The sequence below is a fragment of the Phytobacter palmae genome (assembly GCF_039409775.1).
GTDB classification, from domain to species: domain Bacteria; phylum Pseudomonadota; class Gammaproteobacteria; order Enterobacterales; family Enterobacteriaceae; genus Phytobacter; species Phytobacter palmae.
The window spans coordinates 129635-154351 of the sequence record NZ_JBCIVJ010000001.1 but is presented as its reverse complement, the minus strand read 5'-3'; the positions used below and the strand labels follow the sequence as shown (position 1 = coordinate 154351).

Sequence of the window (24717 nt, the reverse complement as noted above, 5' to 3'; positions counted from 1 at the left end):
TTTCTTAAAAGGAGAAAAGGATCACGATCCTGCAGGGAGACCCGATGACAGCGTGATGACCATGGTTTCATGCGCAATCCATGCAATATCAACGCACATGCCTGCATGATGATGGCTAAATTTCCCGGTTATGCGCAGGGTGAGCGACCGGTCATTCAGTGCGATAAGCTGCGCGCTGTGAAAGCCGGGGAAGGGAAGGGTGATGGCGGAAAAGGCTTTGAAAAGACTCTCTTTTGCTGAAAAAGTTAGCGATAACGCCAGCGTAAAGGGAAGTGGGGTTTGTTGCAACAACGTGTATTCTTCGGCATTCACGATGCTCTCAACAATCTCTGCACTCACTTGGGCAGTGAACACCTTCTCCACATCCAGGCCGACACAGGCAGATGAAACAACAGCGGCGGCGGTCTGCCCGGTATGGCTGATGCTGCCGTAAAGTCCGGCGGGCCAGAGCGGTTCACCGCCTGAGCCGATACCGGGTACTGCCTGATGACCATATTTGCGCAAGGCATGTACGGCGGCAATGCGCCCGGCCAGGTGTTCACTTTTCCGTTTGCGCCCGGCGTGGGTTAAGCGGTCATGATGGGGTAGCCATAAAAGGTCGCGATCCGCAAAGGTGGAGGGGTCGAAGGTGACGAGGTGGACCTGGTGGGAATGGAGGGGCAGCGTGGAGTGAACGGTGTGCATGTGTCGCCTCACGCCCGCCCTCTCCCCGAAGGGAGAGGGAAGGTTGGTGCTTAAAAGTGGGTGTTGATACCCATATACCAGGTGCGGCCGGATTCGTTATAGGTGTACGCACCCGCGCCACGCATATAAGAAACATCGGTTGTGCTACCGGTGGTCTGTGCATTGCCTTCACGCCATAAACGCTTGTCGAAGACGTTGTCTATGCCCGCTGTCAGGCTGACGTTTTTCGTCACATCCCAGGTCGCGCTCAGGCCGACGATGCTGTAAGGGTTGATGGATTGCTTATCCGAGCCGGTAACCGGTTTGCCCTGATAATTGTATTTCTTCGGCTCTTGCTTGCCGTACCAGGTAAAGGTGGACTGCACGGAAACATCCTGCACAACCTGCCAGCTCAGCGTTGAGTTCAGCGTGTATTCCGGAATGATTGACAGACGTTCGCCCGTCTCTTTGTTTTTACTTTGCAGCATGTAAGTGATGTTGTTTGTCCAGTTAATGGTCTCGCTAACCGGGACGTTCAACGTGCCTTCCAGGCCTTCCACCACTGCTTTAGGAACGTTTTCCCACTGATAGATATCGGTGTAAGTTGTTTTCCCTTTATTGCTGATGGAGGTCCGACCAAAGGGTTCAGTGCCTGCTTCAATTTTGTTGCGGTAATCATTGCGGAACCAGGTCACCCCCGCCAGCCAGCCTTCATGCTTGAACTCCAGCCCCACTTCTTTATTGATGCTGGTTTCCGCTTTCAGATCATCGTTACCCATCATATAGCAGCCGATGCCGGTGGCGGCGCCGGTGGCGTAGCAGCCCTGACCTTTACTGTACAGAATGTAGTTCGGGTTGGTCTGGTACAGGCTTGGCGCTTTATATGCACGGGCGATACCCATTTTCAGCGTAAAGTCATCGCCGAGCCCCTGAGACAGGTTGAGTGATGGACTCCAGTTGTCGCCGACAATGGTGTGATGATCGAAACGCAATGCAGGGGTCAGCATGGTGGTATCGGTCAGCTCCATATTGTCCTCAGCAAACAGGGAGAAAATCTCTGCTTGCGAGTAGGGGCTGCGGCCAGTGCTGCTGGAACCAGGAATATTGCCGCCCAGGAAGGTCTGAGAGTTGGAGAGCATATCCTTCATGCGCTGTTGGCTCCACTCTGTGCCCAGGGTCAGAGTCTGGTTAACCAACAAATCCAGTGGAAGATTCACTTCACTGTGTAACGTGACATCACTCAGATCGGCATCAACATACTTCTGCGTGGCGGTAGTATCGAAGATCCCCTCAGTACCGCCCGCCAGGCCTTCTGGCGTACGGGAGTTACGCGTATGTTCATATTGCGCCCAGTTGCTGGTGGTCACGCCATTATCCCAGCCACCGTTCCAGGTCAATGAGTAGGTCTGGCGATAGAGACGGTTTGTCTCTTTGCCGTAATTATCTTTTACCAGCTGGTTGGTATTGGTGTTCTGCGTATCCCCGGCGTAAAGGTTGCCCTGGCGGCTGTAGCCTGCTTCCAGTTCTAAAGACTGTGAGGGCGCGAAGTCCCAGCGAACGACGCCGTTGATATCTTTATTAATGACGCCCTCTCGCCCGGCCGGGAGGGTGTTGGCATAAGTCCCTGTACGCTGCGACTGGTGGCCCTGGTTGATATCCCAGGCATCGGCCTGAGTCTTATCAAGATTGCCATAGAGGCGGAAACTGACACTGTCGCCCAGCGGGCCGGTCAGGCTAAAATCCGTACGTCTGGTCGAACCTTCCTCTTTGTGCTCAGGCGCATTGAAATAGCTGTTCCACGAACCGTGCCATGCCTGATCGGTCGATTTTTTAGTGATGATATTCACCACGCCGCCCGCCGCACCGTTGCCATAACGGGCTGCAGCCGGGCCACGAAGAACCTCAATGCGCTCGATCATCTCTGGCGGAACCCAACTGGTATCGCCACGGGTATCACGCTCGCCGCGCCAGCCAAGGCGAACAGAGTTGCGGCTGGTTACCGGCTTACCGTCGATCAGGATAAGCGTATTTTCCGGCCCCATACCGCGGATATCGATCTGGCGATTATTGCCACGTTGACCGCTGGTAGAGTTACCCGTCAGGTTTACACCGGGCATCGTACGGATGATTTCGGAAACATCGCGGGCCGGTGGGTTTTTGCGGATCTGATCCGCGGTGATGGTGGATACCCCTGGCGCCTGCAGATTTTGCTGCGCAGCGGTAACAACAACGGTGTCATCATTACTGGCTGTTTCGTCGGTGTTCGTCTCTGCTGCGAATGCGGGTAAAGCAACGCCGTATATTCCCAGATTGACCAACAGGGTCAGGGAACGCATTTTGTTTTTCATTGTTTTTTTCCTGCTTTTCTTGCCGCATTCCCACGCGATCCATCCCCAGAAGGGTAAGAAATACGGCATGCCATTGCCATTCAGTTGCGAAGGGGCTCATCCTGAGAAAATCCGCAAAAGAGGGCATTGTGAATATGAAAGACGCGCTCGCGAAAGCGCGGCAATACGCTATTGCAAATGAAAATAGTTATCAATAATATTATCAATATTTCTTGATCTGCAAGCAAAAGTTTCCACAGAAAAAATGAGGTTATAGCGTTGACGTCGATAGCGGGAAGCGAGGCCTGGTGGAAGGCAAAAGAGGGGCCGGAGTGGCGTCCCGAAAGCGAGGGACATTATCAGGTTACCTTCTGGTGGCGTGACCCGGCAGGAACAGAAACCACCTCCAGTATTAAGCATGTCTGGATCTACATCACTGGCGTAACTGACCACCATCAGCAGGCGATGCCACAGTCGCTGACGCGCATGCCCGGCACGGATATCTGGTACTGGCAAACGCGACTGGAAGCAGGCTGGCGCGGAAGCTATTGCCTGATCCCCTCTGACCGGACGGACGACTTTTCACCCCAGGTTTTTGCCCGGACACCACCGGACCGTGCGGCACTGCGCGAAGGCTGGCGCAAGCTACTGCCACGCGCCATTGCCGATCCGCTTAACCCCCATTCCTGGCGTGGCGGGAGAGGCCATCCCGTGTCGCCACTGGCGATGCCCGGCGCGCCACATCAGCCAGGGTGGGATCTGCCCGCTACGGCATACACCCCGGCGACAGTATTGACATGGCAAAGCCAGCGCCTGAATAACCGTCGCCGCGTATGGGTGTACACCACTGGTGATGACCACAGCGCCGAACGCCCGATGGCGATACTGCTCGACGGTCAGTTCTGGGCCGAAAGCATGCCTGTCTGGCCCGCGCTGGCAGCGCTCACCGCGCAGGGATTACTGCCGCCTGCGGTCTATGTGCTAATCGATGTGATCGATATGGCCCACCGCAGCAAGGAGCTGCCGTGCAACCCTGATTTCTGGCTGGCGGTTCAGCAGGAGCTGTTACCGCAAGTGCGGGCGACAACCCCCTTTAGCGATGATGCGGGTCGCACGGTCGTGGCCGGACAGAGTTTTGGCGGTTTGTCATCGTTGTATGCCGCCCTGAACTGGCCGCACCGTTTTGGCTGCGTGCTAAGTCAGTCTGGCTCCTACTGGTGGCCGGATCGAGGCGGGCAACAAGATGGCCTGCTTATCGAACAACTTAAACGCGGCGAGTTATCGGCGCAGGGGTTGCGGATAGTGCTGGAGGCAGGCGTGCGCGAGCCGATTATTTTTCGGGCCAATCTGGCCCTTTATGCCCAGTTGCAACACACACAGCGGACGGTTTTCTGGCGTCAGGTTGACGGCGGACATGATGCGCTTTGCTGGCGCGGTGGATTGACCGCAGGGCTCATGACCCTCTGGCAGCCTCTGACGCGCGCGGCGCAATAAGCGCAATTACGACAGGAGCCTGGTATGGAATTCAGCAACCCCTTCGATAACCAGCAGGGGCAATTTTTTATTCTGCAAAACGCGCAGCAGCAGTTCAGCCTGTGGCCACAACAGTGTGCGTTACCGCATGGATGGCACGTCGTGTGTCAGCCCGCCTCGCAGGAGGTGTGTAACGCCTGGCTTAAGGCCCACTGGCAGAGTTTAACCCCGGCGCACCACGCCTGTTAAGGAGACGCGAATGACCACACGTTTACCCCTCGTGGCCGCGCAGCCGGGGATCTGGATGGCCGAAAAACTCTCTACGTTACCCAACGCCTGGAGCGTGGCCCACTATGTCGGGCTGGATGGCGAACTGGATGCACCGTTGCTGGCGCAGGCCATTGTCGAAGGGCTGTCGCAGGCCGACACGCTGCGTATGCGCTTTATGGAAGACAATGGCGACGTCTGGCAGCAACTGGACGATAACGTGGTATTTGCCCGGCCGCAGTTGATGGATGTTCGACATCACGCCGACCCGCACGCGGCCGCGTTGGCTTTAATGCAGGCTGATCTTGCGCAGGATCTTCGCGCGGACAGCGGTAAATCGCTTTTCTGTCATCTGCTTATTCAGGTCGATACCTGTCGCTGGTACTGGTATCAGCGTTATCATCATTTACTGGTGGATGGCTTTAGTTTCCCTGCCATTACCCGCCAGATCGCCGCCATTTATCGCGCCCTTCGTGCGGGTGATGCCATCCCGCCGACGCCATTTACGCCATTTTCTGCGGTGGTGGAAGAGTACCAGCGCTACCGGGAAAGCGAGGCATGGCAGCGAGACAAGGCCTTCTGGGCGGAGCAACAACGCACCCTGCCTGAACCGGTTTCCCTGTCGCCAGCGCCTCTGGCGGGTCGTGCGGTGACGACCGATATTCTGCGCCTGCAATGTCGCCTTGATACCGCCGCTTTCCGTCGCCTGACCCAGGCGGCGAGCCAGTGTCAGCCGGCCGATCTGGCGTTAGCGCTGGTTGCGCTGTGGCTAGGGCGACTTTGTGGGCGGCTGGATTATGCCGCCGGGTTTATTTTTATGCGGCGCATGGGTTCGGCGGCGCTGACCGCAACCGGGCCGGTGCTCAATGTACTGCCGCTGGGCGTACACATTGACGAGACGCAAACCCTGGCAGAACTGGCCAGTGCGCTTGCCGGGCAACTGAAAAAGATGCGCCGCCATCAGCGCTATGATGCCGAGCAGATCTTGCGTGACGCGGGACGTGCTACCGGCGATGAGCCGCTTTTTGGCCCGGTTTTTAATGTCAAAATGTTTGATTACCTGCTGGATGTTGACGGCATTGCCGGGCAAACCCACACCCTGGCAACAGGGCCGGTTAACGATCTGGAGATTGCGCTCTTCCCGGACGAAGAGGGCGGCCTGACGCTGGAAGTGTTGGCTAACCGCAGCCGCTACGAGCAAAGCGTGCTCAATCGCCATGTGGCCCGTTTGCACGACCTGCTGAACCAGTTTGCTGCGGAGCCGACGCTTCGCTGCGGTGAGGCCCGGCTGATCTCCACCGACGAGTGGCAGCGAATCGAAAAGATTAACGATACCGGCATGATGTTGCCCTCCACAACGCTAAGCCAACTGGTGGCAGAACAGGCGGCAAAAACGCCGGATGCCCCGGCGCTGACCGATGCGCACTGGCAGTTTAGCTACCGGGAAATGCGTGAGCAGGTGGTGGCGCTGGCCCGCCTTCTGCGTGAGCGTGGCGTTAAGCCTGGTGACAGCGTTGCCGTCGCGCTACCGCGCTCCGTGTTCCTGACGCTGGCACTGCATGGCATTGTTGAAGCCGGGGCCGCCTGGCTGCCGCTTGATACGGGTTATCCGGATGAGCGGCTGCACATGATGCTGGAAGATGCCCGGCCGCGTCTGCTTATCACCTCTGATGACCAGCTTGCGCGTTTTAACAATCTGCCAGGACTCGCTCACCTTAGCTACACCGCGCCGCTGGCGACGACGGGGGGAGAACCTCTGGCGCTGTCCCGCCCGGAACACACCGCCTATATCATTTTTACCTCGGGCTCTACCGGGCGGCCAAAAGGGGTGATGGTCGGACAGACCGCTATCGTGAACCGTCTGTTGTGGATGCAAAACCACTATCCGCTCAACGCACAGGATGTGGTGGCGCAAAAGACGCCGTGCAGTTTTGATGTCTCCGTGTGGGAGTTCTGGTGGCCGTTTATAGCGGGTGCTCAACTGGTGATGGCCGAACCCGAGGCACACCGTGACCCGCAGGCTTTGCAACGCTTTTTTGCCCGTTTTGGCGTAACCACCACGCACTTCGTACCCTCCATGCTGGCCGCGTTTGTTACGTCACTGACGCCAGAAACGGCGCAGGAAAGCTGTCGTACCCTGAACAAGGTATTTTGCAGCGGCGAAGCGCTTCCGGCGGCCCTGTGCCGCGAGTGGGAACAGCTGACCGGCGCCCCTTTGCACAACCTCTACGGGCCTACTGAGGCTGCCGTCGACGTGAGCTGGTATCCGGCCTTCGGCGATGAACTGGCGGCAGTGAAGGGTAACAGCGTGCCGATTGGTTACCCGGTCTGGAATACCGGTCTGCGGATTCTGGACAGTATGATGCAGCCGGTGCCGCCGGGTGTGGCGGGGGATTTGTATCTTACCGGCATCCAACTGGCGCAAGGCTATCTGAGACGACCGGATTTGACCGCCAGCCGCTTTATTGCTGACCCGTTTGCCCCCGGCGAGCGGATGTACCGCACCGGTGACGTGGCACAATGGCTGGATAACGGCGCGGTGGAATATCTGGGACGCAGCGATGACCAGCTAAAAATTCGCGGGCAGCGTATTGAGCTCGGTGAGATCGATAAAGCGTTACAGACGCTGGCGGATGTCGCGCAGGGCGTCGCCCATGCCTGCGTACTGAATCAGGCGGCGGCTGGCAATGGCGATGCGCGCCAGTTGGTGGGCTATGTGGTCTCAGAGAGTGGCCTGCCGCTTAATCTCACTGCGCTACGCGAGCAACTCAGTACGCAGCTACCACCGCATATGGTACCGGTGGTGCTGTTGCAATTAAGCGAACTTCCGCTGAGCGCCAACGGTAAGCTCGACAGAAAAGCGCTGCCTCTGCCTGAGCCCGCGCGTGAGCAGGTCGGCCGGGCGCTGCAGGCGGGGGTGGAAACCCGGATCGCACAAGCTTTTTCTTCGCTGCTCGGTTGCGACGTTCACCATGCGCAGGCCGATTTCTTTGCTCTTGGCGGCCACTCTTTACTGGCGATGCGCCTGGGGCACAGCTGAGCCAGACGTTTGAGCGCCCGGTAACGGCTGGACAAATTATGGTTGCATCAACTGTTGAGAAACTGGCGGCCCTGCTGACGCAGGCACAGGCCGACAGTCAACTCGGACTGGAAACCCTTTTGCCCCTGCGTGACGGTGATGGCCCCGTCTTGTTCTGTTTCCATCCGGCTTCCGGCTTTGCCTGGCAGTTCAGCGTGCTGGCGCGCTACCTCTCGCCGCGCTGGGGGATTACAGGCATCCAGTCACCGCGTCCTGAGGGGCCGATGCAGCAGGCCGCCACGCTGGATGAGGTGTGCGAACATCATCTTGCGACACTGCTGGCGCGACAGCCACGCGGGCCATATTACCTCTTCGGCTACTCGCTGGGCGGAACGCTGGCGCAGGGGGTTGCTGCCCGCTTGCATGCGCGTGGGGAAACAGTGGCCTTTTTAGGGCTTCTGGATACCTGGCCGCCGGAGACGCAGAACTGGGCGGAGAAAGAGGCCAACGGGCTGGACCCGGACGTGCTGGCGGAAATCGAGCGCGAGCGGCAGGCCTTCCTGGCGGCGCAAAAAGGGCAAGCCTCGACGGAACTCTTTGCCGCCATTGAAGGCAACTATGGCGATGCGGTACGTCTGCTGACCACGGCGCATAGCGTGAAGTTTGACGGTAAAGCGACATTGTTCGTCGCTGAACGCACGCTGACACCTGGGATGAGTCCACAAAAGGCCTGGGCGCCGTGGGTGGGTGAACTGGATGTCTACCGCCAGGATTGCGCCCACGTGGATATCATTTCACCGCAGGCGTTTGAAGCCATCGGCCCGGTAGTAAGGGAGTTGTTAGGGTAGTTGTCAGGAGAATGTCCCCGGTAGCGCGGGCGCTTACCGGGGCAACAAATCAGCCGTAGCCCGGATAAGGCGACGCCGCATCCGGGACAATATCAAAGCGAACGTCGGCCAAGTGGCACCACCAGCGGCGTACCGGCAATCGGATCTTCAATAATCATACAGCGCAAACCGTATACCGCTTCAATAAGCCCCGCTGTGACAATCTCTTTCGGCGCGCCTTGCGCCACAATTTTGCCGTCCCGCAGGGCAATCAAATAGGTGGCATAGCGACAGGCCTGGTTCAAATCATGCAGCACCGCCGCCAGCGTATAGCCCTGCTCACGGTTTAACTCACTGAGCAACTCCAGCAGATCTATCTGGTAGCTGATATCAAGCCAGGTGGTTGGCTCATCAAGCAGCATGATGGAGGTCTCTTGTGCCAGCACCATCGCTATCCACGCGCGCTGCCGCTGCCCGCCTGACAGTGTGTCCACACTCTGCGACGCCAGCGTATCGACTCCCGTAGCACGCATGGCGCGGGTGACAGCCAGTTCATCTTCCCGACGCCAGCGGGTAAACAGCGGCTGGTGCGGATAACGGCCACGGGCGACCAGTTCCTGAACGGTAATATCCCCTGGCGTGGTGGCATTTTGCGCCAGTAGCCCGACCCGGCGCGCCACTTCTTTGCTGGCAAAACGCTGGATCTGTTCGCCGTCGAGATAAACATGGCCTTTTTCTGGCGTCATCAGTCGGCTCAGGGTGCGCAGCAGCGTTGATTTTCCGCAGCCGTTCGGCCCAATAATCGCCGTAAAATGGCCATCGGGAATCGAGACACTCAAGTCTCTGGCGACAATTTTCTTACCGTAGCCCAGGGTTAACTGTTCGCCTCGCAAACGGGCCTGAGTATCGATCATTTCTTGCGGGACTCCTGAATTAACAAGGCGATAAGGTAGATACCGCCAATACTGACGGTGACAACGCCCACCGGCAACTGATAAGGGATAAACAGCCGCTGTGCGCAGATGTCCGCAGCCAGCAGAAGCAGGGCACCGCAGAGGGCCGATTGTGTCAGGCCCCAGCGCGCGGTGGCGCTGATGCGCCGGGCAATGTGCGGCGCGACGAGCGCGACAAACGAAATAGGGCCGGCAAGCGCTGTGGCAGAGGCGGTCAGGACGACGGCCACCAGCATCAGCAGCAGGCGTGAGCGCTCAACACTTACCCCAAGAGCACAGGCGCTGTCATCCCCCATCTCCAGTAGTCGCATACGGCGGGAAAGCAATGCCGCGCCAATAAACATCAGCAGAATAAAGGGGGCAGACGGGAAAGTTTTCGCCCAGGTCAAACCGTTGAGCGACCCCGCGTTCCACAGCCCGGCAGTAAGCGAGGTTTCCAGCGAGGCCTGTAAAATCAGCCAGGTATTAAAGGCCATCAGCATCGCCCGCACGCCAATACCGACGATAATCAAGCGGAAGGTTTCAATGCCGTTTCGCCACGCCAGCGCCCAGACGATGAACGAGGTCAGAATGCCGCCCGCCATGGCGGCGAGCGTAATCGCCGTCAGATGCTGCCCAAAAAGCACCATCGCCACCAGCACGCCACTCCACGCCCCGGTGTTAAAGCCCATCACATCCGGGCTGCCTAACGGGTTTCGCATCAGTGACTGAAAGATAGCGCCGCTGACGCCCAGCGCGGCACCAATCAGCAGCGCCATCAGTACGCGGGGCAATCGCCACTCAATGACGACAAGCTGCATGGCGCGCGGCGCACTCCCCGTAAGCGCATCAATGACCTGGCGGCTATCCAGCATAACCGCGCCACTGCGCAGACCCCAGAGGGTAAAGAGCAGGCCTGCCAGCAGCATCAGCAGACAACTGATTATCAGACGACGGGACGGGGCGATCACAGACCACCTCCGCGTACGCGACGAACCAGAATAATCAGGACCGGTGCGCCAATAAAGGCGCTCACAACCGACACGCGCAGCTCACCTGGCACCAGCAGACGGCCAACAATATCGGCAAACAGCAGCAAAGCCGGGGTGGCAATAAGGGTGACCGGCAGCGACCAGCGGTGATCGGCCCCCACCAGCCAGCGTGAAAGGTGCGGCATCATCAGCCCGATAAAGGCGATGGGGCCGACTACTGCCGTTGCACTGGCGCAAAGTACGGTAATAGCCAGCAGACCAGAAAGCTGTGTGTGCGCCACTTTGCTGCCAAGCGCGGTGGCGGTATCGTTGCCCAGATTCAGGCTGTTCAGCGCCCGGCTGGACAGCAGCGCAACACTCGCGGCCAGCAACACCGGCAGCAGGACAATTTTCAACGTTTGCAGGGTACGAATATCCAGCGAGCCGGCCTGCCAGAAGCGTAACTGATCGTAGACATCGGCATTGAGTAGCGAAATCCCGCTGGAAAGCCCTTCCAGCACGGCGGCCAGTGCCACGCCCGCCAGCGTCAGGCGTACCGGGCTGAGTTGTCCACCCCCCTGGCTGCCGGTGAAGGCGACAATCAGCGAGGCCACCAGCGCACCACAAAAGGCCAGCGCCAGTTGTTCGACGGGGGAGGCGGCGCCAAAAAGGGCGGCGCCGAGGACAATCGCAAAACTGGCTCCGGCGTTTACGCCCAGCAGGCCTGGATCGGCCAGCGGATTGCGGGTGAGGGTTTGCATCAGCGCACCCGCCAGACCGAGCGCGCCGCCCGCGAGTAACCCGGCCAGCGTTCTTGGCAAGCGTGCGTCGCGAATGATGGTGCAGTCTGCGCTCTGGCAGGTGCCTGTCAGCGCATCCAGGATCACGCTGGCGGGCATCGCTTTTGCACCGACCAGCATACTGAGCGCCATTGCCACAATAAGCAGAATCACCAACCCGAGGAGCGTGACGATACGCCTCGGGGAACGAGGAAACGACATAGAACATTCCTGACTTGATAATGATAGTAATTATCGTTATCGATCTTGTTTGTCTATGTTACCATGCACGCCATGGAATGAATAAAAAAAGATTGCCTTAAGGCGTTGTAATGAACCAACAATCCCGGCTGCTGAATGTAAGCCTTTTGAAGACGCATCCGGCCTTTCGTGCCGTATTTCTCGCCCGTTTTATCTCTATCTTATCGCTGGGTTTGCTGGGTGTTGCCGTACCAGTACAGATTCAGGCGATGACCGGTTCAAGCTGGCAAGTGGGTCTCTCCGTTACCCTGACCGGCGGCGCGATGTTCGTGGGGCTGATGGCCGGGGGCGTGCTTGCCGACCGCTATGAGCGTAAGAAATTGATCCTGCTGGCGCGCGGTACCTGCGGTATTGGCTTCATTGGCCTGTGGCTTAATGCGCTACTGCCGGAACCGTCTCTGCTGGCGATTTATTTACTTGGCTTATGGGATGGTTTTTTCGCGTCACTGGGAGTGACCGCGCTGCTGGCGGCGACGCCAGCGCTGGTCGGGCGTGAAAATTTGATGCAGGCCGGGGCGATCACTATGTTGACGGTACGCCTGGGTTCGGTGATTTCCCCGATGTGCGGTGGTCTGTTGCTGGCAACAGGCGGGGTGGCCTGGAACTACGGGCTGGCGGCAGCAGGGACGTTTATCACCCTGTTGCCGTTGCTGAGCTTGCCTGTGTTGCCACCACCACCACAACCGCGTGAACATCCGTTGTCTTCGCTGGTGGCGGGGATTCGCTTTTTATTTAACAGCCCACTGATCGGCGGTATTGCCCTGCTGGGAGCCTTGTTGACCATGGCCAGCGCTGTGCGCGTGCTTTATCCCGCACTGGCCGTTGAGTGGCATATCTCGGCGGCGCAAATTGGCGTGCTGTATGCGGCAATCCCACTTGGCGCGGCGACCGGGGCATTAACCAGTGGGCGGCTGGCGCAACATCCGCGTCCGGGCCTGTTGATGCTGTGTAGCAGCGTGGGGGCCTTCGTCGCCATTGGCTTATTCAGCCTGATGCCGTACTGGGTATTAGGTGCGGCGTTTCTGGCCCTGTTTGGCTGGCTGAGCGCGATCAGTTCCCTGTTGCAGTACACGCTGATTCAGACGCAAACGCCGGAAGCGATGCTGGGACGTATCAATGGGCTGTGGACGGCGCAAAACGTGACGGGCGATGCGACTGGCGCGGCGGTGCTGGGCGGGCTTGGCGTCGTTATGACGCCAGGGGCGTCGGCCAGTAGCAGTGGTTTTGTACTGGCAATAGTGGGCGTGGTGCTGGTGTTGATATTACGCAAATTGCGTCAGTTCCGTCAGATTCCGGTAGCGTCCCCGGATGGCGGCGCAAGCGCCTGACCCGGGCGACGGGTGTGGGCTTCGCCCGGCGAAGCGTAGCGCCAGCCGGGAAGGTCTTAGCCAAACAGTGCGGACAGCCGCGCTAATGCCCGCGTCGCACTGTAGTAATCGAGACGGAACGTTTCGGCGCCAAGCGCATAAACACGCTTGTTCCGCACAGCGCTTAAATGGGCAAGCAACGGGTTGGCATTCAGCGCGTCAGCCTCTTTCTGATCGCTGGCGAACAGGAAGAGCGCTTCGCCGTTCAGACCGGCCGCCAGGTTCTCGCCGCCCAGTTGCACGATGTCGTGGCGTTTACCCTGGCTTTGCAGCGTCTGTAACCCTTCCGGTAGCGTGGCGAGGGTGAACCCCAGTTCCTGCATCAGCTTGCCCTGGGCGGAATCGGTGGTCCACAGGTTCGCGCTGTGCGCCGCCGGGTTATAAACCAGCGCGTTAACCGGCTGCGGCGGCAGTTTTATGCGTGCTTTTACATCGGCCATCTGCTTATCAAACTCAGCAATACGGGCTGCGGCCTGTTTTTCCTGGCCGGTGATTTCGCCCAGTTGGGTGAGCAGGGCTTGCCAGCTTTTATCGTCGTAATTGATAACCAGGGTCGGGGCAATCGTTGAGAGCTGATCGTAAAGAGATAACGCTGAGTCACCCCCGGTAGCGCTGATGAGGATCAGATCCGGCATCAGGGCTGCAACGGCTTCGGCGTTAGGCTCGCCAATATAAATACGTGCGACATTGCGCGATTTGGCCACCTCGCCCCACTGGCGCAAAAAGCCCTGATCGTCGGCGAATCGGTTGTTCGGTGAGGTGGCGCCGCTGGCGATAACCGGGGCATCGATAGCCAGCAGTGAACCTGTCAGCGTCACGCTGGTGGAGACAATGCGCAGAGGTTTATGGTCGAGCGTATGGCTGCCTTTGCTGTCATTCACCTGGCGCGGCCAGTCGGCGGCGGTGGCTGCGGAAAGTCCGAAAACAAAAATACCCAATATGATAAGGGCCTTACGGCATAGCAAAGGGAGTCTCACGAGGTCACGTCCTGTTTTTGTTGAAGTTAATGCTTCTCATTTTCATCATTGTGCATGATGGATGCAAGCGTTAGTCGCAAGAGAGGCGGGTGCGCTGGTTGACATGCCGGGTCTTTCGCTTTAGCTTACTCAACCAAAATTCAAATGATAATCATTCGTAATATATTTATCATTTCCTGGAGGATGATATGGATACGTCATTGGCTGAGGAAGTTCAACAGGCTGCAAAAACCCTGGCATCGGACCAGTTCTTCTTTATGTCGCCCTTTCGTAGTTTCACCACATCGGGTTGTTTTGCCCGTATCAGTGAACCGGCGGTGGATGGGGATAGCCCGGACAGCAGGTTCCAGCAAAAACTGAAACAGGCTTTTGCCGGGGCTAAAGCGCGGGGCATCGCCAATCCAGTCGTGGTGGGGGCCATCCCTTTTGATACCACCCGGCCGTCTGAACTCTTTATTCCCGCGTCCTGGCAGACCTTTTCGCGTCCGTCTAAGCAGCGTTCCTCCCGTTACTTCTCCGGGCACGATACCCCCGGCGTCACAAGGCGTACGGAGATCCCGCAGCAGGATGTCTTTATGGATATGGTTTCCCGGGGAGCTGCGCTGACCGCCACGCCAGAGCTGGACAAAATTGTCCTCTCGCGCCTGATTGATATTACCACCGATGCGCCTCTCGACATCGGTGTGCTGCTGGAGCGCCTGATTGCCCAGAACCCGGCGAGCTTTAACTTCCATGTTCCGCTGTCGCGAGGGGCGGTGTTACTGGGAGCAAGCCCGGAACTGTTACTGCGTAAAGAGGGCGAACAATTCAGCTCTCTGCCGCTTGCCGGGTCGGCGCGACGTCAGCCGGATGACATGCTGGACCGCGAAGCGGGTATCAGACTGCTGGCATCGGAAAAAGATCGTCATGAGCATGAACTGGTCACCCAGGCGATGAAAGCCATGCTGGCGCCGCGCAGCCGTGCGCTGAGTATGCCGGATACCCCACAACTGGTGACTACTCCGACGCTGTGGCACCTGGCGACGCCCATTGAAGGCACAGCGCTAGCGGATGAGAACGCCCTGAGCCTCGCCTGTCTGTTGCACCCCACGCCAGCGCTGAGCGGTTTCCCTCACCTGGCGGCGAAAAAGCTGATTGTCGGGCTGGAGCCGTTTGAGCGCGAGTTGTTTGGCGGCATTGTCGGCTGGTGCGACGCCGAAGGTAATGGTGAGTGGGTCGTCACTATCCGCTGTGCGCACATTCACGAAAACCGCGTTCGATTATTTGCCGGTGCGGGCATTGTGCCGGCGTCATCACCAGCGGCGGAGTGGCGCGAAACCGGCGTCAAACTGTCCACCATGCTCAATGTTTTTGGCCTGCATTAAGGAGCGATGATGACCATTCCCTTTACCCGCTGGCCGGATGAATTCGCCACGCGCTACCGCGAAAAAGGTTACTGGCTGGATTTGCCGATGACCGACATCTTAAGTCGCCACGCGCAAAGCGATGCGGTAGCAGTGATTGATGGCGAACGCACGTTTACTTATCAGCAACTGCATCAGGCTTCTGACAACCTGGCAAACAGGCTGCAGGCGCAGGGCATTCAGCGCGGCGAAACGGCGCTGGTACAACTCGGCAATGTGGCGGAGTTTTACATCACCTTTTTTGCGCTGCTCAAAATCGGCGTCGCGCCGGTAAATGCGCTGTTCAGCCACCAGCGCACTGAACTTAACGCCTATGCCCTGCAGATCAAACCGGCATTGCTGATTGCTGACCGTGCGCATGCGCTCTTTGCTACCGATCTCTTCTGGCAGGAGTTTATTGCTGAACATGCTTCGGTACGCGTATCGCTATTTCTCAACGACAGCGGTGATAAATCGTTAACGGCCGCGATCCAGTGCCCGGCAGATAATTTTATCGCCACGCCGACACCTGCCGATGAAGTGGCTTTCTTTCAGCTTTCTGGCGGCAGTACCGGCACGCCGAAGCTCATTCCACGTACCCACAATGACTATTACTACAGTATCCGTCGCAGCAATGAAATCTGCGCGATTACGGCGGATACCCGTTACCTCAACGCGCTGCCTGCCGCCCACAACTATGCGATGAGCTCCCCAGGTTCATTGGGTGTGTTGCTGGCGGGTGGCCGTGTGGTGCTGGCACATGATCCCAGCGCAACGCTCTGTTTTCCGCTGATTGAGCAGCATCGCATCAACGTCACCTCTCTGGTGCCGCCTGCGGTCAGCCTGTGGTTACAGGCGATTGCCGACGGGGCAGACAAGAGGCAACTGGCCTCGCTTACGCTATTGCAGGTAGGCGGGGCACGCCTGTCTGCCACCCTGGCAGCACGTATTCCTGAGGAGATTGGCTGCCAGTTACAGCAGGTCTTTGGTATGGCGGAAGGGCTGGTGAATTACACCGCGCTGGATGACACACCGGAGCGCATTTTCAACACCCAGGGCCGCCCGATGTGCCCGGATGATGAAGTCTGGGTGGCGGATGAAAAGGGTCATCCACTGCCGCGTGGCCAGGTGGGCCGCCTGATGACGCGTGGGCCGTATACCTTTCGGGGCTATTTTAACAGCCCGGAACATAACGCCAGCGCCTTTGACGCCAATGGCTTCTACTGCTCCGGCGATCTGATTTCCATTGACGACGCGGGTTATATCACGGTGCAGGGGCGCGAGAAAGATCAAATCAACCGGGGCGGCGAGAAGATTGCCGCCGAAGAGATTGAGAATTTACTGCTGCGCCATGAGGCGGTGATCCACGCTGCGCTGGTCAGCATGGAAGACAGTCTGTTGGGGGAAAAAAGCTGCGCATATCTGGTGGTGAAACAGCCGATACGGGCAGTGGAGATTCGACGTTTCCTGCGTGAGCAAGGCGTGGCTGATTTTAAACTGCCCGATCGCGTTGAGTCTCTGGAGGCCCTGCCGCTGACTCCGGTAGGCAAAGTGGATAAGAAACAATTACGCCAGTGGCTGGCAGAACGCGCCCGGGCGTAATGAGGAGAAAAGATGGCAATTCCCAAACTGAGCGGCTACGCACTGCCGACTGCGAATGATATTCCGGATAACAAAGTGCAATGGGCATTTGAACCTGAACGCGCCGCCTTGCTGATTCATGATATGCAGGAGTATTTCCTCAATTTCTGGGGCGAAAACTGCCCGATGATGGAAAAGGTGGTTGCCAATATTGCCGCGCTGCGTCAGTTCTGTAAGCAGCACAATATTCCGGTTTATTACACGGCACAGCCAAAAGAGCAGAGTGAGGACGATCGTGCGCTGCTCAACGACATGTGGGGGCCGGGTCTGACCCGCTCGCCTGAACAGCAGCAAATTGTGGCGGCGCTGACCCCGGACGAAGCCGATACGGTGCTGGTGAAGTGGCGTTACAGTGCCTTCCACCGTTCGCCGCTGGAGCAGATGCTCAAAGAGACCGGCCGCAACCAGCTCATCATCACCGGTGTGTACGCACATATCGGCTGCATGACGACCGCGACTGACGCCTTTATGCGTGATATCAAGCCCTTTATGGTGGCCGATGCGCTGGCGGATTTCAGCCGGGAAGAGCATCTGATGTCACTGAAATATGTGGCGGGTCGTTCCGGGCGCGTGGTAATGACCGAAGCGTTGTTGCCGGTGCCTGCCAGCAAGGCGGCGCTACGTGCGCAGATTTTGCCGCTGCTGGATGAATCCGACGAGCCTTACGATGATGAAAACCTGATTGATTACGGGCTGGATTCCGTGCGCATGATGGCGCTGGCAGCGCGCTGGCGCAAAGTACATGGTGATATCGATTTTGTCATGCTGGCGAAAAACCCGACCATCGATGCCTGGTGGGCGCTGCTGTCCCGCGAGGTCAATTAATGGATTTTTCAGGAAAAACTGTCTGGGTGACCGGGGCCGGAAAGGGTATCGGTTATGCCACCGCCATCGCCTTCACCGGGGCAGGCGCCAGGGTCATCGGTTTTGATCGCGCTTTTGCGGGGGAGCATTACCCTTTCGCCACCGAGGTACTGGATATTGCCGACGCAGAGCAGGTTTCGCGAGTTTGCCCTCGGGTGCTGGCGCAGAACGTGCGGCTGGATGTGCTGGTCAACGCGGCGGGCATTTTGCGCATGGGGGCAACGGATGCACTTTCGCAGGAGGAGTGGCAGGAGACGTTTGCTGTCAATGTTGGCGGTGCGTTTAATCTGTTTCAGGCGACCATGGCGCAGTTTCGCCAGCAGCGGGGCGGGGCGATTGTCACCGTGGCGTCTGATGCCGCGCACACGCCGCGTATCGGTATGAGCGCTTATGGCGCGTCGAAAGCGGCGCTGAAAAGTCTGGCGCTGACGGTGGGGCTTGAGCTGGCCGCCAGCGGCGTGCGGGCGAATGTGGTGTCACCTGGCTCCACCGATACCGATATGCAGCGAACGCTGTGGACCAGCAGCGATGCGGAACAGAAGCGCATTGCCGGTTTTGGCGAGCAGTTCAAGCTTGGTATCCCGCTGGGTAAGATTGCCCGCCCGGAAGAGATAGCCAGTACCATATTGTTCCTGGCGTCTGACTATGCCAGCCACATCACGTTGCAGGATATTGTGGTGGATGGCGGTTCAACGCTGGGGGCATAAATGATCTGGAAGCGTCGTTTAACGCTTGATGAACTCAATGCCACCAGTGCCCGTACCCTGGTCGACCATTTAGGGATTGTCTACACCCGTCTGGGTGATGATGTGCTGGAAGCAGAAATGCCGGTGGATGCCCGCACATATCAACCTTTTGGTTTGCTGCATGGCGGAGCTTCCGCCGCACTGGCGGAAACGCTTGGGTCAATGGCCGGATACATGATGACTGTCGATGGTCAGTGTGTGGTGGGAACTGAGCTGAATGCCACCCATCACCGTGCGGTGTCACAGGGTAAAGTGCGTGCCGTCTGCCAGCCACTGCATCTGGGGCGTCTGAACCAGAGCTGGGAGATTGTGGTGTTTGATGAGCAGGGACGGCGCTGCTGTACCTGCCGGTTGAGTACAGCGGTGATGGGGTAGTGGAACTGCTCCTCGTCCCTCCGGGGAGAAGGGCAGGGTGAGGGGGAACATGCGGCTCTGAGGGGCATTCCGTTCACCTTATATTCCTTGCTTTTCTGTAACACCAGAACCTGTGAACGTGCCAGGGCGGTTCACCGCCACCGCCCTGGCGACCCGGGCTCCCGGCCAGGAAAATCGCCGCTGGCGCGGTGCATTCGACTTATATCGTCTGACTTTCGGGTCGGGGACCAGCCTACATCCTTGCAGGCTATCCCCTCCGCCCGCTTTCCTGCGGGCGGCCCCGGTCAGCCGTCAACGTCTCATCGATTTTCAGCCGGACCCTGTGATCGCGGTGACGGTATTATTCTTATTGCGCTGCGTTATCGCTGTAAAATGTCATATTCCTGGGGATTCCTCAGCCTGGGGGAGAGGGAAAGGGTGAGGGGAACAGGCCGCACCCTTCCCCAAAATCCAAACCCGCTTCCCCCTCTCATTCTTCCTCCCCATTCTCACTCATATACCTCGCATAAGTGATCCGCGTAGCACACTGAAATAAATGCCCGGCGCGATAACGAAATTCCAATGTTTCAATGTTGTTAAAACTGGCGATTTGTTCTAGAAACAAAATGTAACATCTCCTTTTACGCACACGGATAATCGCTATGAATAACTCAGGGAAATACCTTATTTGGGCATTACTCTCCGTTGTCGGGGCGTTTGCTCTTGGCTACATCGCGCTTAATCGCGGTGAGCAGATCAACGCCTTGTGGATAGTCGTTGCCGCAGTTTGTATCTATCTGATTGCCTATCGTTTTTATGGTTTATACATCGCCAAAAACGTACTGGCCGTCGATCCCGGCCGTATAACGCCTGCTGTGAAATACAACGACGGGCTGGATTACGTGCCAACGGATAAAAAAGTGCTGTTCGGTCACCATTTTGCGGCCATAGCCGGGGCAGGGCCGCTGGTGGGGCCAGTGCTGGCGGCGCAGATGGGCTATCTGCCGGGCATGATCTGGATCCTCGCCGGGGTGGTGCTCGCCGGGGCGGTACAGGACTTTATGGTGCTGTTCGTCTCCACTCGCCGTGACGGGCGTTCTCTGGGCGAACTGGTCAAAGAGGAGATGGGGCCAACGGCTGGGGTTATCGCGCTGGTGGCGACGTTTATGATCATGGTGATCATCCTGGCGGTGCTGGCGATGATCGTCGTAAAAGCCCTGACCCACAGTCCGTGGGGAACTTATACCGTTGCCTTTACTATTCCGCTGGCGATTTTCATGGGGATCTACATCCGCTACCTGCGTCCAGGACGCATTGGTGAAGTCTCCGTGATTGGTCTGTTTTTCCTGATTTTTGCGATTATCTCCGGTGGATGGGTGGCGGAAAGCCCGACCTGGGCTCCGTTCTTTGATTTCACCGGTGTGCAGTTAACCTGGATGCTGGTGGGTTATGGTTTTGTGGCCGCCGTACTGCCGGTCTGGCTGTTGCTGGCGCCGCGTGACTACCTTTCCACCTTCCTGAAAATCGGCACCATCATTGGACTGGCGATTGGTATTCTGATTATGCGCCCGACACTGACCATGCCCGCGCTGACGAAATTCGTCGATGGCACCGGGCCGGTCTGGACGGGGAACCTGTTTCCGTTCCTGTTTATTACCATTGCCTGCGGCGCGGTGTCGGGTTTCCATGCGCTAATCTCCTCTGGCACCACGCCGAAAATGCTGGCGAACGAAGGCCAGGCCTGCTTTATCGGTTATGGCGGTATGCTGATGGAGTCGTTCGTCGCCATCATGGCGCTGGTGTCGGCCTGTATCATCGACCCGGGCGTCTACTTTGCGATGAATAGTCCGATGGCGGTGCTGGCACCTGCCGGGACGACCGATGTGGTGGCATCAGCGGCACAGGTGGTCAGCGGCTGGGGCTTTAGCATTACCCCGGATACGTTAAAACAGATCGCCACAGAAGTAGGCGAGCAGTCGATTATCTCCCGTGCGGGCGGTGCGCCAACGCTGGCGGTGGGGATGGCGTATATCCTGCACGGCGCGCTGGGCGGCATGATGGATGTGTCGTTCTGGTATCACTTCGCGATTCTGTTTGAAGCGTTGTTCATTCTGACGGCGGTGGATGCCGGTACGCGTGCCGCACGCTTTATGCTTCAGGACTTGCTGGGGGTGATTTCACCGAATCTGAAACGGACCGACTCCTTACCGGCAAACCTGATTGCGACAGCGCTCTGCGTCCTCGCCTGGGGCTACTTCCTCCATCAGGGCGTGGTCGATCCGTTAGGCGGGATTAACACACTGTGGCCGCTGTTCGGTATTGCTAACCAGATGCTGGCGGGAATGGCGCTGATGCTCTGCGCGGTCGTACTGTTCAAGATGAAACGTCAGCGTTACGCCTGGGTGGCTCTGTTGCCCACGGCCTGGCTGCTGATTTGTACCCTGACCGCAGGCTGGCAGAAAGCGTTCAGCCCGGATAACAAAGTCGGTTTCCTGGCGATTGCCAATAAGTTCCAGGCGATGATCGACAGTGGTAAGATTTCGGCACAGTACACCCAGTCACAGCTTTCCCAGTTGGTATTTAACAACCGTCTGGATGCCGGGCTGACCATTTTCTTTATGGTGGTGGTTGTGGTGCTGGCGTTTTACTCGGTGAAAACGGCGATGGCGTCACTGAAAATCGACAAGCCAACGTCACAAGAGCGTCCTTATGAGCCAATGCCATCAAACCTTGATGAGATTGTCACTCAGGCGAAAAGCGCACATTAATTAACCGTTGCCGGGAGGCGCTGATGCTTGCCCGGCCAGATGCACTTCTCCTTCCTCTCCCCTCGGGGAGAGGACTGGAGTAAGGCGCAATGAGAGAAGAACTATGTTCGACACCCTTTCAAAAGCAGGCAAATACTTAGGCCAGGCCGCCAAAATGATGATTGGCGTGCCGGACTATGACAACTACGTTGAGCATATGCGCATCACCCATCCCGATCAGACGCCGATGACTTATGAAGAGTTTTTCCGCGAACGGCAAGAGGCACGTTACGGCGGCAAAGGCGGGGCGAAGTGCTGTTAGCCCTCTTTGGGCAGACAGCGTTCATTTAGTCCTGCCCGGCGTCATAAACGGCGGTTCGTTCTTCAAAAGGCACGTTTGCTATCGCGTTACCTCTGCCGGACGGCAGAGGCATACCTGCCAGCCTCAGGCGTTGAGGCCACCATCTACATCAATTCCGGTCCCGGTGATATGTTTTGCTGCCGGGCTTGCCAGGAAGGTTACCGCATCGGCGATATCTTCTGCCTTACCGTAATGCCCAAGGGCAATCAGCTGACGCTGGGTTTCTGCACCTTCACCATCTGCCGGGTTCATGTCACTGTCGGTGGGGCCCGGATGCACCAGATTGACGGTAATCCCTCGTGGGCCAAGATCCCGCGCCAGACCGCGCGTTAATGAGTTGAGCGCGGATTTGGTCATTGCATAGACCGCAATTCCTTGCAGTGGGACATGGCTGGCGAGGCAACTGCCGATGTTGATAATGCGCCCGCCCTCCGGCAGATGGGCAATCGCCGCCTGGGTCGCGATAACCACACCGCGAATATTCACGTTGATTAGCGCATCGATATCCTCATCAGACATCTCTTCCAGCGGCCCGCCCCGGGCGATTCCCGCGTTATTGACCAGAATATCCAGCCCGCCCAGTTTCTCGACCGCGTGGGTTACCGCCTGGCGAATCGCCTGTGGACTCGCGCTGTCGGCCTGAATGGCCACACCGTTGTGGCCCAGGGCGCGGATTTCATCGGCTACGGCCTGCGCTTTTTCGACAGACTTTTCAAAGGTTATCGCCACGTCTGCCCCGGCGCGGGCTAATGACAGGGCGATGGCTTTACCTAAACCGCGACTTGCGCCCGTAACCAGCGCGCGTTTACCAGCAAGTGAAGATGACATGGTGACTCCTGAGTTAATTATGTGTCGATTGATACATAATTAAAGTAAACGCACTTCCCTGTGCCCGTCAATGGTATTAATATGTCGATCAGCACAAAATGTTGGAGGCCACCATGAGCCGGGGAAGACCACGCGAGTTTGACCGTACCGAAGCCCTGAACCAGGCGATGAAAATCTTCTGGCAGAAGGGCTATACCGCTACGTCCATGAATGATCTATACGAGGCGATGGGCATTAAATCCCCCAGTCTGTATGCGGCATTTGGTAGCAAAGAAGAGTTATACGAAGAGGTATTGCTCCATTACGAGCAGTCCGTTGCACCCGTTATCTGGGGGCATATGACTACCGAACCGTCGCCACGTCAGGCGGTGTGGCTGTGGCTGGAGCGTTCTGCTGACATGCTTACAAAAACCGATATGCCGCACGGCTGTATGGTCACGCTGTCGGCGGTGGGCAGTGAAGGTAATGACAGGCTGGGGGAAGTGGTGCGCCGCATGCGTGCCGCGGGTCTTTCTCTGTTAAAAACGCGGCTGGAACAGGCGCAAAAACAGGGGGACTTGCCCGGTTCGGTAGACGTCGAAGCACTGACACGCCTTTATGTCAGTATTCAGCAGGGGATGTCTATTCAGGCCCGCGATGGCGCGAGCCGTGAAAACTTGCTGAGTATTGCCCGCTCAGCCATGGCCTTATGGCCTGCCTGAATTAGCGGGTGAAATGCTCGACTTTTTCGAATGCGGCGCGCAGCCTGGCCGGGCTCAACTCGCCTGGCAGATAGTGAATGGACTCCACCGGACGCAGGGTATGGGCAATCACACGGTCCAGCTCTGCATGGTTGTTGATGTCCACATCAAGAGCGGCCAGCGTGGTGGGCAGGTTGAAACGCTTATAGGCGTTCACTAACTGCGCCAGTACCTCATCCTGGCCGAGCAGGGCACTTTGCACCAGAATGCCGTAGGCCACTTTAGTACCGTGCAGGAATTTCTCTGTTTGTGGCAACACCGTCAGACCGTTATGCACCGCATGGGCTGCGGCTACACGGGTATAGCGCTCGCCGAGCCCCCCCACCATGCCGCCACCGGCGATAATCGCATCCACCACGTCACGAAATACCTGCGTTACTTCGCCACGCGCCTGATCTGCCAGCGCCTCTTCGCTACTGGCCAGCAGCACATCGCGAATCGCCAGCGCGTTGTTAATCCCCAGACGTACCGTCAGCGGCAGGTTTTCCGGTGCGGGCGCCAGCACGACTGCTTCATACCATTTCGCGAGCGTATCGCCGATCCCCGCCAGCAGATATTGCGCAGGGGCATTAAGAATGATCTGCGGTTCGACCAGCACCAGGAAATTGGCGTCGTCAAAAATTTCAAAATGCAGCGCCTGACCGGCGTCGTTGTACCAGACGGAGAGCGGTGTCCAGGCCGCGCAGGTGGCCGCAATGGTCGGGATGGCAACGACAGGTAAAGCAAGACGACGCGCCACCGCTTTGGCCGTATCGAGCAGAGCACCGCCGCCCACGCCAATCACTACCGCACGATCATCACCGGATAACTGCGCCAGTTCCGCCACGTCATGTTCGCTGCAATGACCTTTGAACAACAGATGCTTCGCGCCAGGTGCGTTAAAGCCCTCCGGCAGGAACGGACGAGCCCCTTCAATAGCGCGCTCACCGTAAATCCACACCGCACGGGAAAGCTGCTCAGCCGTATAAAAATCATGGAGATGCGCAAGGCTTCCTGCGTGAGAGAAGTAGTTAGCCGGGCCAGTGACGACGCGAATATTCGTATTGCTCATTTGTTGTGTCCTTATGTACTATCGCTAACCCGATGTTATGTCTGGACATCCGGATGGCTAATATTATTTTGCTTTATCTTATGCCTTTTCTGTCGTTGCCAGTCAAGGCGGCCTGTGAAAAATTCGTCAAATAAACTTAT

Annotated in this window: 19 protein-coding genes and 1 pseudogene; 12 read left to right on the top strand and 8 right to left on the bottom strand. The window is 57.8% G+C overall.

What is annotated here, in order from left to right; translation table 11 throughout:
- Positions 1 to 21: 21 nt before the first annotated feature.
- Complete coding sequence (gene entD, locus AAIG39_RS00770; RefSeq protein ID WP_343192971.1) at positions 22 to 684, bottom strand: enterobactin synthase subunit EntD; 663 nt, start codon at positions 682 to 684, stop codon at positions 22 to 24.
- A gap of 50 nt (positions 685 to 734) precedes the next feature.
- Positions 735 to 3011, bottom strand: coding sequence for a TonB-dependent siderophore receptor (locus AAIG39_RS00765; RefSeq protein ID WP_343192970.1), 2277 nt, complete (start codon positions 3009 to 3011; stop codon positions 735 to 737).
- A 252-nt stretch (positions 3012 to 3263) separates the two neighbouring features.
- On the opposite strand from AAIG39_RS00765, the gene fes reads away from it, so the two are divergent.
- From fes to entF, 3 genes and pseudogenes are all read left to right on the top strand, one after another.
- Positions 3264 to 4484, top strand: coding sequence for an enterochelin esterase (gene fes, locus AAIG39_RS00760; RefSeq protein ID WP_343193141.1), 1221 nt, complete (start codon positions 3264 to 3266; stop codon positions 4482 to 4484).
- A gap of 24 nt (positions 4485 to 4508) precedes the next feature.
- A complete protein-coding gene (locus tag AAIG39_RS00755; protein ID WP_090082106.1) occupies positions 4509 to 4712 on the top strand; it encodes an MbtH family protein in 204 nt (67 codons plus the stop codon).
- A 10-nt stretch (positions 4713 to 4722) separates the two neighbouring features.
- A pseudogene (gene entF / locus AAIG39_RS00750) lies at positions 4723 to 8597 on the top strand (enterobactin non-ribosomal peptide synthetase EntF).
- Between the two features lie 92 nt (positions 8598 to 8689).
- On the opposite strand, the gene fepC reads toward entF, so the two are convergent.
- The 3 genes from fepC to fepD are packed head-to-tail and all read right to left on the bottom strand — an operon-like array spanning position 8690 to position 11480.
- Positions 8690 to 9490, bottom strand: a complete 801-nt coding sequence (gene fepC / locus AAIG39_RS00745; RefSeq protein WP_343192969.1) for an iron-enterobactin ABC transporter ATP-binding protein — start codon at positions 9488 to 9490, stop codon at positions 8690 to 8692.
- On the bottom strand, positions 9487 to 10437 hold the full coding sequence (gene fepG, locus AAIG39_RS00740) for an iron-enterobactin ABC transporter permease (protein WP_425503236.1): 951 nt from the start codon (positions 10435 to 10437) through the stop codon (positions 9487 to 9489). Before fepG ends, fepC begins: the two co-directional genes overlap by 4 nt.
- Before the next feature lie 38 nt (positions 10438 to 10475).
- On the bottom strand, positions 10476 to 11480 hold the full coding sequence (fepD, locus tag AAIG39_RS00735; protein ID WP_343192968.1) for a Fe(3+)-siderophore ABC transporter permease: 1005 nt from the start codon (positions 11478 to 11480) through the stop codon (positions 10476 to 10478).
- Between the two features lie 110 nt (positions 11481 to 11590).
- On the opposite strand from fepD, the gene entS reads away from it, so the two are divergent.
- The gene (gene entS / locus AAIG39_RS00730; RefSeq protein ID WP_343192967.1) at positions 11591 to 12847 is read left to right on the top strand and encodes an enterobactin transporter EntS; all 1257 of its coding nucleotides are present in this window, start codon (positions 11591 to 11593) and stop codon (positions 12845 to 12847) included.
- Positions 12848 to 12903: 56 nt separating this feature from the next.
- Here the strand turns inward: entS and fepB are convergent, their stop codons facing one another.
- Positions 12904 to 13863: a Fe2+-enterobactin ABC transporter substrate-binding protein gene (fepB, locus tag AAIG39_RS00725; protein WP_090082095.1), complete on the bottom strand. Its 960-nt coding sequence runs from the start codon at positions 13861 to 13863 to the stop codon at positions 12904 to 12906.
- A 188-nt stretch (positions 13864 to 14051) separates the two neighbouring features.
- Here fepB and entC point away from each other — a divergent pair, with 188 nt between their 5' ends.
- The 7 genes from entC to AAIG39_RS00690 all read left to right on the top strand — a co-directional run bounded on the left by entC (position 14052) and on the right by AAIG39_RS00690 (position 21919).
- Positions 14052 to 15227: an isochorismate synthase EntC gene (gene entC, locus AAIG39_RS00720; protein WP_343192966.1), complete on the top strand. Its 1176-nt coding sequence runs from the start codon at positions 14052 to 14054 to the stop codon at positions 15225 to 15227.
- A gap of 9 nt (positions 15228 to 15236) precedes the next feature.
- Entirely contained in the window at positions 15237 to 16847 is a 1611-nt protein-coding gene (entE, locus tag AAIG39_RS00715) for a (2,3-dihydroxybenzoyl)adenylate synthase EntE (protein ID WP_249568770.1), read from the top strand.
- A 12-nt stretch (positions 16848 to 16859) separates the two neighbouring features.
- On the top strand, positions 16860 to 17711 hold the full coding sequence (locus AAIG39_RS00710) for an isochorismatase (protein ID WP_249568722.1): 852 nt from the start codon (positions 16860 to 16862) through the stop codon (positions 17709 to 17711).
- Positions 17711 to 18457, top strand: a complete 747-nt coding sequence (gene entA, locus AAIG39_RS00705) for a 2,3-dihydro-2,3-dihydroxybenzoate dehydrogenase EntA (RefSeq protein ID WP_090082087.1) — start codon at positions 17711 to 17713, stop codon at positions 18455 to 18457. The genes AAIG39_RS00710 and entA overlap by 1 nt, the downstream gene beginning before the upstream one ends.
- Complete coding sequence (entH, locus tag AAIG39_RS00700) at positions 18458 to 18871, top strand: proofreading thioesterase EntH (RefSeq protein ID WP_090082082.1); 414 nt, start codon at positions 18458 to 18460, stop codon at positions 18869 to 18871.
- Positions 18872 to 19512: 641 nt separating this feature from the next.
- Positions 19513 to 21618, top strand: a complete 2106-nt coding sequence (gene cstA, locus AAIG39_RS00695) for a pyruvate/proton symporter CstA (RefSeq protein WP_343192965.1) — start codon at positions 19513 to 19515, stop codon at positions 21616 to 21618.
- 103 nt (positions 21619 to 21721) lie between these two features.
- A complete protein-coding gene (locus AAIG39_RS00690; RefSeq protein ID WP_041852181.1) occupies positions 21722 to 21919 on the top strand; it encodes a YbdD/YjiX family protein in 198 nt (65 codons plus the stop codon).
- Positions 21920 to 22042: 123 nt separating this feature from the next.
- Here AAIG39_RS00690 and AAIG39_RS00685 read toward each other — a convergent pair whose 3' ends face one another.
- On the bottom strand, positions 22043 to 22786 hold the full coding sequence (locus tag AAIG39_RS00685) for an SDR family NAD(P)-dependent oxidoreductase (protein WP_090082077.1): 744 nt from the start codon (positions 22784 to 22786) through the stop codon (positions 22043 to 22045).
- Positions 22787 to 22899: 113 nt separating this feature from the next.
- Here AAIG39_RS00685 and AAIG39_RS00680 point away from each other — a divergent pair, with 113 nt between their 5' ends.
- Positions 22900 to 23487, top strand: a complete 588-nt coding sequence (locus tag AAIG39_RS00680) for a TetR/AcrR family transcriptional regulator (RefSeq protein ID WP_090082955.1) — start codon at positions 22900 to 22902, stop codon at positions 23485 to 23487.
- A 1-nt stretch (position 23488) separates the two neighbouring features.
- Here the strand turns inward: AAIG39_RS00680 and AAIG39_RS00675 are convergent, their stop codons facing one another.
- The gene (locus AAIG39_RS00675; protein ID WP_343192964.1) at positions 23489 to 24577 is read right to left on the bottom strand and encodes an oxidoreductase; all 1089 of its coding nucleotides are present in this window, start codon (positions 24575 to 24577) and stop codon (positions 23489 to 23491) included.
- Positions 24578 to 24717: the final 140 nt, after the last annotated feature.